This window comes from Phytohabitans sp. LJ34, from assembly GCF_052068095.1.
Lineage (GTDB): Bacteria > Actinomycetota > Actinomycetes > Mycobacteriales > Micromonosporaceae > Phytohabitans.
The window spans coordinates 303,192-310,934 of the sequence record NZ_JBQHDG010000009.1 but is presented as its reverse complement, the minus strand read 5'-3'; the positions used below and the strand labels follow the sequence as shown (position 1 = coordinate 310,934).

9 protein-coding genes are annotated in these 7,743 nt (G+C 69.5%); all 9 read right to left on the bottom strand.

What is annotated here, in order from left to right; all coding sequences use genetic code 11:
* Positions 1-283: 283 nt before the first annotated feature.
* The 9 genes from ACTMTJ_RS18795 to ACTMTJ_RS18755 all read right to left on the bottom strand — a co-directional run bounded on the left by ACTMTJ_RS18795 (position 284) and on the right by ACTMTJ_RS18755 (position 7,734).
* Positions 284-622 (bottom strand): metal-sulfur cluster assembly factor, encoded by a 339-nt coding sequence (locus tag ACTMTJ_RS18795; protein WP_441218226.1) that lies wholly within the window; start codon positions 620-622, stop codon positions 284-286.
* On the bottom strand, positions 619-1,089 hold the full coding sequence (gene sufU, locus ACTMTJ_RS18790) for a Fe-S cluster assembly sulfur transfer protein SufU (RefSeq protein WP_441218224.1): 471 nt from the start codon (positions 1,087-1,089) through the stop codon (positions 619-621). Before sufU ends, ACTMTJ_RS18795 begins: the two co-directional genes overlap by 4 nt.
* Positions 1,089-2,381, bottom strand: a complete 1,293-nt coding sequence (locus tag ACTMTJ_RS18785; protein ID WP_441218222.1) for a cysteine desulfurase — start codon at positions 2,379-2,381, stop codon at positions 1,089-1,091. The genes sufU and ACTMTJ_RS18785 overlap by 1 nt, the downstream gene beginning before the upstream one ends.
* A gap of 11 nt (positions 2,382-2,392) precedes the next feature.
* The gene (gene sufC, locus ACTMTJ_RS18780; protein ID WP_441218220.1) at positions 2,393-3,166 is read right to left on the bottom strand and encodes a Fe-S cluster assembly ATPase SufC; all 774 of its coding nucleotides are present in this window, start codon (positions 3,164-3,166) and stop codon (positions 2,393-2,395) included.
* Positions 3,163-3,492 (bottom strand): non-heme iron oxygenase ferredoxin subunit, encoded by a 330-nt coding sequence (locus ACTMTJ_RS18775; RefSeq protein ID WP_441218218.1) that lies wholly within the window; start codon positions 3,490-3,492, stop codon positions 3,163-3,165. Before ACTMTJ_RS18775 ends, sufC begins: the two co-directional genes overlap by 4 nt.
* A complete protein-coding gene (gene sufD / locus ACTMTJ_RS18770) occupies positions 3,489-4,625 on the bottom strand; it encodes a Fe-S cluster assembly protein SufD (RefSeq protein WP_441218216.1) in 1,137 nt (378 codons plus the stop codon). Before sufD ends, ACTMTJ_RS18775 begins: the two co-directional genes overlap by 4 nt.
* Entirely contained in the window at positions 4,626-6,044 is a 1,419-nt protein-coding gene (gene sufB, locus ACTMTJ_RS18765; RefSeq protein ID WP_441218214.1) for a Fe-S cluster assembly protein SufB, read from the bottom strand.
* Entirely contained in the window at positions 6,045-6,740 is a 696-nt protein-coding gene (locus ACTMTJ_RS18760) for a helix-turn-helix transcriptional regulator (RefSeq protein WP_441218213.1), read from the bottom strand.
* Between the two features lie 76 nt (positions 6,741-6,816).
* The gene (locus ACTMTJ_RS18755; protein WP_441218250.1) at positions 6,817-7,734 is read right to left on the bottom strand and encodes a COX15/CtaA family protein; all 918 of its coding nucleotides are present in this window, start codon (positions 7,732-7,734) and stop codon (positions 6,817-6,819) included.
* Positions 7,735-7,743 lie beyond the last annotated feature (9 nt).

Below are 7,743 nucleotides of genomic sequence, written 5' to 3'. Positions count from 1 at the left end.
AAGACCCGAAGTCAGTCCGTCGTAGGGTCAGACCCCCGACGGGAGGTGCTCACAAACATCATCTCTGTCCGTCGTGGTCCGGACCGCTGCTCCCGCGGCCTCACCCGTCCGCCGCTGGTCACGGTCACCTTGTCGCCTCCGGCAGGAAGATCGGATTGAAGCCCCGCGCGGCGGTCTGTACCACGGCGGACGCCGCATAGCTCAGATCTCGATCTTTGGGTTACGACGCCAAACGCCCCCACCGGCCGCAGGCTGGCCGCGGGCGGTGAGGGCGACGAAAGCGTCAGACGTTGAAGCCCAGGGCGCGCAGCTGGTCGCGGCCCTCGTCGGTGATTTTGTCGGGGCCCCACGGCGGGAGCCAGACCCAGTTGATGCGGAAGTCCTTCACCAGGCCGCCGCCGGGGCCGGTCGTGAGTGCCGACCGGGTCTGGTCTTCGATCACGTCGGTCAGCGGGCAGGCGGCCGACGTCAGGGTCATGTCGAGGGTGGCGACGTTTTCGTCGTCGATGTGGATGCCGTAGACCAGGCCGAGGTCTACCACGTTGATGCCCAGCTCAGGGTCGACGACGTCCTTCATCGCCTCTTCGACGTCCGCGGTCGCCGTCTTGGCCACGTCGCTCATGCCTTTACCTCCGAACCAGACTCGGTGGAGCCGGCCACGCCGGCCCGCACCGCGGCGTCCTTGAACGCCATCCACGGTAGCAACGCGCACTTGACGCGGGCCGGGTAGCGGGCTACGCCGGCGAAGGCGATGCCGTCGCCGAGCAGTTCTTCGTCGGGGGTGACCTGGCCGCGGCCGCCCATCAGCTCGACGAAGCCGTCCATGATTTTGAAGGCCTGACCGGCGTGCTGGCCGCGCAGCAGCTCGTGCAGCACGCTCGCCGAGGCCTGGCTGATCGAGCAGCCCATGCCGTCGTACGAGACGTCGGTGAGCAGGTCGCCGTCGGCGGCCACGCGGATGGTCACCTCGTCGCCGCAGGTCGGGTTGACGTGGTGGGCCTCGCCCGCGTAGGGCTCGCGCAGGCCTTTGCCGTGCGGGTGCTTGTAGTGGTCCAGGATGATCTCCTGGTAGAGCTGATCGAACTCCATCAGCCGAACACCTTCCGCACCTGCTCGAGGCCGCGCACGAGCGCGTCGACCTCGCCGACGGTCGTGTAGAGGTAGAACGACGCGCGGGTCATGGCCGGCACGCCGTATCGCACGCAGAGGGGGCGGGCGCAGTGGTGGCCGACCCGCACCTCCACCCCGAGTGAGTCGAGGATCTGCCCCACATCGTGTGGGTGTACCCCGTCGAGGCCGAACGAGATCGTGCCACCCCGGCCCACCGGCGTCGTGGGGCCGAAGATGCGCAGGCCGGGCACGGTGGCGAGGGCGTCGAGCGCGTACGCCGCGAGCTCCTTCTCGTGCCAGCGGATGGCCTCCATGCCGATGCCGGTGAGGTAGTCGACGGCGGCGCCCAGCCCCACGGCCTCGACGATCGGCGGGGTGCCCGCCTCGAAGCGGGCCGGTGGCGGCGCGAACGTCGACCGCTCCATGGTGACCGTCTCGATCATCGAGCCGCCGCCGAACACGGGCGGCATCGCCTCCAGCAGCTCGTGCCGCCCCCACAGCACGCCGATGCCGGTGGGCCCGCACATCTTGTGCCCGGTGAACGCCAGGAAGTCGGCGCCCAGGTCGGCCACGTCGACCGGGATGTGCGGCGCGGCCTGCGAGGCGTCGAGCAGCACCAGCGCGCCGACCTCGTGTGCCCGCGTGGTGATGGCCGAGGTGGGGTTGATGGTGCCGAGCACGTTGGAGACCAGCGCGTACGACACGAGCTTGGTGCGCTCGTTGACGATCTCGTCGAGGTTTTCCAGGTCGAGGCGGCCGGCCTCGGTCACCTTGAACCACCGCAGTGTCGCGCCGGTGCGCTCGCACAGCAGCTGCCACGGCACGATGTTGGAGTGGTGCTCCATCTCGGAGATCACGATCTCGTCGCCGGGGCCGAGCGCGAGGCGCGAGCCGGCCGGCGAGTTGGAGATCGCGTACGCCACGAGGTTGATCGCCTCGGTCGCGTTCTTGACGAAGACGATCTCTTCGGGGCGCGCGGCGTTGACGAAGCGGGCGACCTTGCCGCGGGCGCCCTCGTACGCCTCCGTCGCCTCGGTGCCCACCTGGTGCACGGAGCGGGCCACGTTGGCGTTGTGCCGCTCCAGGTGCTCGCTCATCGCGTCGATCACCTGGCGCGGCTTTTGCGACGTGTTGCCGCTGTCGAGGTAGACCATCGGGTGGCCGTTGACCTCCCGACCCAGGATCGGGAAGTCGGCCCGCACCTTCTCCACGTCGAAGCGCGGCACGTCGCCGTACTGCGGCATGCCCTCCGGGATCGTGATCGCGGTCATCGGTGCGCCTCTCAGGCCTTCGCCGGTCCGGCCCCTGCGAGATACCGCTCGTAGCCTTCGGCTTCCAGCTTCTCGGCGAGCTCGGGGCCGCCCTCCTCGACGATCTTCCCGGCGACGAAAACGTGCACGAAGTCGGGCTGGATGTAGCGGAGGATGCGGGTGTAGTGGGTGATCAGCAGCAGGCCGGTCTCGCCGGTGGCGCGGATCCGGTTGACGCCTTCGCTGACCACCCGCAGCGCGTCGATGTCGAGGCCGGAGTCGGTCTCGTCGAGCACCGCCACCTTCGGGTTGAGCAGCTCTAGCTGCATGATCTCGTGCCGCTTCTTCTCGCCGCCGGAGAAGCCCTCGTTGACGTTGCGCTGGGCGAACGCCGGGTCGATGTGCAGCCGCTCCATCGCGGTGCGCAGCTCCGCCGCCCACGTGCGCAGCTTGGGCGCCTCGCCGTCGATCGCGGTCTTGGCGGTACGCAGGAAGTTGGCCACCGAGACGCCGGGGACCTCCACCGGGTACTGCATGGCGAGGAACAGGCCGGCACGGGCCCGCTCGTCGACGGTCATCGACAGCACGTCGGCGCCGTCGAGGGTGACGCTGCCGGCGGTGACCTGGTACTTGGGGTGGCCGGCGATCGAGTACGCCAGGGTGGACTTGCCCGAGCCGTTGGGCCCCATGATGGCGTGGGTCTCCCCCGCCTTCACGGTCAGGTTGACCCCGGCGAGGATCGGCTTCAGGTCGCCCTCGGGCAGCTTCACCGACACCTGTAGGTCGCGGATCTCCAGGGTGCTCATGACGGGTGTACTCCATTGCTAGGCGTGAGCGATACGTAGACTTCGCCGTCGCGGACCTCGACGGGGTAGACCGGGACGGGCTCGGTGGCCGGCAGGCCGGTGGGCTCGCCGGTGCGCAGGTCGAAGCGGGAGCCGTGCAGCCAGCACTCGATCGTGCAGCCGTCGACCTCACCCTCCGACAGCGGCACCTCGGCGTGCGAGCACACGTCGTGTACGGCGTAGAAGTTGTCGTCCTCCGCGTGCACCACGGCGACCTCGGTGCCGTCGATGTCGGCGGCGACCGCGGTGCCCTTGGGGACGTCTTCCACGGAGCAGACCTTGATCATGCCCCCGCCTTCACCAACCGCTCCTCGATCGAGGCGCCGAGCCGCTCGCGCAGCTCCTCGACGGGGATCTTGTTGATCAGCTCGGCGAAGAAGCCACGCACGACCAGCTTGCGCGCCTCGGCCTCCGGGATGCCGCGGGCCATCAGGTAGAACAGCTGCTCGTCGTCGAACCGTCCGGTCGCGCTCGCGTGGCCGGCGCCGGCGACCTCGCCGGTCTCGATCTCCAGATTGGGTACGGAGTCGGCCCGCGCGCCGTCGGTGAGGACGAGGTTACGGTTGATCTCGTACGTGTCGGTGCCGGTGGCCTGCACCTGGATGAGCACGTCGCCGACCCACACGGTGTGCGCGCCCTCGCCCTGTAGCGCGCCGCGGTAGCCGACATAGCTGCGGCAGTCGGGCACGCTGTGGTCGACCAGCTGGCGGTGCTCCAGATGCTGGCCGGCGTCGGCGAAGTAGAGCCCGTAGAGCTCGGCCTCGCCGCCCCGGCCGGTGTAGTCGACGCTGGTGAACTGCCGCACCAGGTCACCGCCGAGCGTCACCTGGATGTGCGTCACCCGCGCGTCGCGGCCCAGCCGGAAGCGGATGTGCTGCGCCTGCACCGCGTCGGCCGCCCAGTCGGCGACCGTGACGAGCGTGAGCTTGGCGCCGTCGGCGAGCGCGACCTCCACGTTGTCGGCGAGCGTGACCGAACCGGTCTGCTCCAGCACGATGGTGGCCTCGGCGAACCGCCCGACCTCCAGGAACGTGTGCCCGAACGCGAGTTTGTCCTCGCCGACCACCCGCAGCACGGCGGGCTCGGCGAGCACCGTCTCGGCGTCGACCGAGATCAGGCTCGCCTGGCTCGCGCGCCCGTAGGCCAGCGCGCTGATCCGGTCGAACGGCGTGAGCACGCTGCCGATCCGCGGGTCGCCCTTGTCCAGAATGGACACCGTGATGCCGGCCGGCAGCGCGTGGTACCCGATGGCGGGAGCGGAACCACCGACGAGGTCGCCGGTCAGGCCGCGGAGGCGCTTGAGCGGCGTGAAGCGCCACTCCTCCTCCAGGCCGGTGAGGGCGGGAAAGTCGGCGACGTCGTACGACCGCAGAGCCTGAGACTTCGTCTTGGGAGGCGGTGCGGCGAGGGTGTCGGTCATTTAACCGACGGCTCCTTCCATCTGGAGTTCGATCAGGCGGTTGAGCTCCAACGCGTACTCCATCGGCAGCTCCTTGGCGATCGGCTCGATGAAGCCACGCACGATCATCGCCATCGCCTCGTCTTCGGTCAGGCCCCGGCTCATCAGGTAGAAGAGCTGGTCTTCACTGACCTTGGAGACGGTCGCCTCGTGGCCCATCGACACGTCGTCTTCGCGGATGTCCACGTACGGGTAGGTGTCGGAGCGGGAGATCGTGTCGACCAGCAGCGCGTCGCACTTGACCGTGCTCTTGCTGTGGGTCGAGCCTTCGAGCACCTGGACCAGGCCGCGGTACGAGGTGCGGCCGCCGCCCCGCGCGATCGACTTGCTGATGATGGTGGAGGACGTGTTGGGCGCGGCGTGCACCATCTTGGCGCCGGCGTCCTGGTGCTGCCCCTCGCCGGCCATCGCGACCGAGAGCACCTCGCCCTTGGCGTGGTCGCCGACCATGTACACGGCTGGGTACTTCATCGTGACCTTGGAGCCGATGTTGCCGTCGATCCACTCCATGGTCGCGCCCTCGTGCGCCACGGCACGCTTGGTGACCAGGTTGTAGACGTTGTTGGACCAGTTTTGGATCGTGGTGTACCGGCAGCGCGCGTTCTTCTTCACGATGATCTCGACGACCGCGCTGTGCAGCGAGTCGGAGGAGTAGATCGGCGCGGTGCAGCCCTCGACGTAGTGAACGTACGCACCTTCGTCGACGATGATCAGGGTCCGCTCGAACTGGCCCATGTTTTCCGTGTTGATCCGGAAGTAGGCCTGGAGCGGGATGTCCACGTGCACGCCCTTCGGCACGTAGATGAACGAGCCACCCGACCACACCGCGGTGTTGAGCGCGGCGAACTTGTTGTCGCCGACCGGGATCACCGTGCCGAAGTACTCCTTGAAGAGCTCCGGCTGCTCCCTGAGCGCGGTGTCGGTGTCGAGGAAGACAACGCCCTGCTCCTCGAGGTCTTCACGGATCTTGTGGTAGACCACCTCGGACTCGTACTGCGCGGCGACACCCGAGACGAGGCGCTGCTTCTCGGCCTCGGGGATGCCCAGCTTGTCGTACGTGTTCTTGATGTCGGCGGGCAGGTCGTCCCACGTCGCGGCCTGCTTTTCGGTGGAGCGCACGAAGTACTTGATGTTGTCGAAGTCGATGCCGGTGAGGTCGGCGCCCCAGGCGGGCATCGGCTTGCGGCCGAACAGCCGCAGCCCCTTGAGCCGCAGATCGAGCATCCACTGCGGCTCGTTCTTCTTCGCCGAGATGTCGCGGACGACCGCCTCGTTGAGACCCCGCTGGGCGGCGGCGCCGGCGATGTCCGAGTCGGCCCAGCCGTACTCGTAATTGCCGAGGACGGCGAGCTGCTCCGCTTGGGTCATCTGCTCGGTCATCTATTCGGTCCTCACCGTGGTTGTTTGAGCCGGAATGTGCGTGGTGCACACTCCGTCACCGTGCGCGATCGTGGCTAGGCGCTGGACGTGGGTGCCGATCAGGCGGGAGATCACCGCGGTCTCGGCCTCACACAGCTGGGGAAACTCGGCGGCCACGTGCGCCACCGGGCAGTGGTGCTGGCAGAGCTGGCCGCCGGAGGCGATGGTGGACGCGTTGGCAGCGTAGCCCTCGGCGGTCAGCGCCGCGGCGAGCGCCTCGGCCCGCGCGAGCGGGTCGTCGCCGGCACCCTCCAGCGCGGCCCGGCAGCGCGCCTCCAGGCCCGACACCTGCTCGGCGGCGAACTCCGCGACCGCGGCCTCCCCACCCGTGCGGGAGATCCAGCGCATCGCGGCGGTGGCCATGCCGTCGTAGAAATGGGTGCCGCAATCCTGCTTGCCCGCCTCGGTCAGCACGAACACGCGGGCGGGTCGCCCACGGCCACGGTGGCCCCGAACCGGGCGCTCGCGCGAGACGACGACGCCGTCGGCAAGCATGGCGTCGAGATGCTTGCGGATGGCAGCGGAGCCGAGCCCCAACTCGGCGCCAAGCTCGGCGGCGGTGGCCGAGCCGTGCGCCAGCAGCAGCCTGGCGACGCGGTCACGGGTGCGCCCGTCGACCGCCGCCGGCCGCTCAGGGAGCGCCGCCGCGTATTTCACAACGCCCACGTTACGTATTTCCGGTACGACCCGCAAACCCAGGCCCGAGTGATCCACCCCACCGGGATGACCCGGACTAGCCCGAGACGTGGGCGGCGGAGACCTCTTCCCGGGGAGCGGGAGCGGGGGTGACCTCGGGCCTGGGTGCCGGGTGCAGGGCCCAGAGCACCGAGAGCGTGGCCAGCCAGACCAGGCAGGCGCCGAGCATGTGCGCGCCGACGAGCAGCACCGGCAGGTCGGTGAAGTACTGGACGAAACCGATCAGCCCCTGCCCCAGCTCCACCGCGAGCAGCACCAGCGCCGCCCGCGCGGCCACCCGCGGCCCGGTCGCGCGCAGCGCCAGCCACCCGGCCACGGTCAGGCCGATCAGCAGGAACACGAGGTCGGCGTGTATCTGGGAGATGGTCTCCGGGTCGAGGCCGTTGCGGGCGGCGCCGTGGTCGCCCGAGTGTGGGCCGCTGCCGGTGACCCACGTGCCGACGACGAGCACGGCGGCGCTGACGGCGGCGACCACCCAGCCCAGCAGGCGCATCGGCCGCGGGACGGGGGCCGGGGCCGCCGGGGCGTCCGTCGTGCGCCAGAGGGCGTACGCCACCGCGATCATCGCGATCGAGGCGAGGAAGTGCAGGCCGACCACCCACGGGTTGAGATCGGTGAGCACCGTGATGCCACCGATCACGCCCTGAAGCGGGATGCCCAGCAGGACGGCGCCGGCCAGCAGCACCTGCCGGCGCACCCGCGGTCGCCGCCGCCAGGCCGCGACGAAGGCCGCGAGCGCGACGAAGCCGACCACGTACGTGAAGAGGCGGTTGCCGAACTCGATGGCGCCGTGGATGCCCATCTCGGCGGTCGTCGTGTACGAGTCGTCGGTGCAGCGCGGCCAGGTGGGGCAGCCAAGGCCGGAGTCGGTCAGCCGGACGGCGCCGCCGCTCACCACGATCGCGACGTTGGCGACCACGGAAGCGAGGGCGAGGCGGCGAAGCACGGCAACTATCGTACGTAG